Genomic DNA, 379 nt, shown 5'->3' with positions numbered 1-379 from the left:
TGCTCTACCAACTGAGCTATCAGGGAATGGTGGAGCCAAGCGGGATCGAACCGCTGACCTCCTGCTTGCAAGGCAGGCGCTCTCCCAGCTGAGCTATGGCCCCATACACTGTTGTATTTCTTGTTGTGGTATTACTATGGGCCCTGGTGGACTCGAACCACCGGCCTCACCCTTATCAGAGGTGCGCTCTAACCAACTGAGCTAAGGGCCCTAATATATATCCCTTATTCCTAGGCAAGGGGGGCAAAAAAAATACCCCAAAGGGAAATCGCTTGGCGGCGTCCTACTCTCCCAGGACCCTGCGGTCCAAGTACCATCGGCGCTAGAGGGCTTAACGGTCGTGTTCGGGATGGGTACGTGTGGAACCCCTCCGCCATCG

Annotated in this window: 2 tRNA genes and 1 rRNA gene; all 3 read right to left on the bottom strand. The window is 55.9% G+C overall.

Features of this window, described 5'->3' with window-relative positions:
• Window positions 1–27 precede the first annotated feature (27 nt).
• Window positions 28–103 (bottom strand) — tRNA-Ala (locus WFI24_RS34235).
• Between the two features lie 34 nt (window positions 104–137).
• Window positions 138–211 (bottom strand) — tRNA-Ile (locus WFI24_RS34230).
• Window positions 212–270: 59 nt separating this feature from the next.
• Window positions 271–379 (bottom strand): 5S ribosomal RNA (gene rrf, locus WFI24_RS34225); the annotation flags it as partial.

The organism is Paenibacillus sp. USHLN196, from assembly GCF_037144955.1.
In the GTDB taxonomy this organism is placed as follows: Bacteria; Bacillota; Bacilli; order Paenibacillales; family Paenibacillaceae; genus Paenibacillus; species Paenibacillus xylanexedens_C.
The sequence above is the reverse complement of the archived record's forward strand: the minus strand, read 5'-3'. Positions and strand labels throughout refer to the sequence as shown.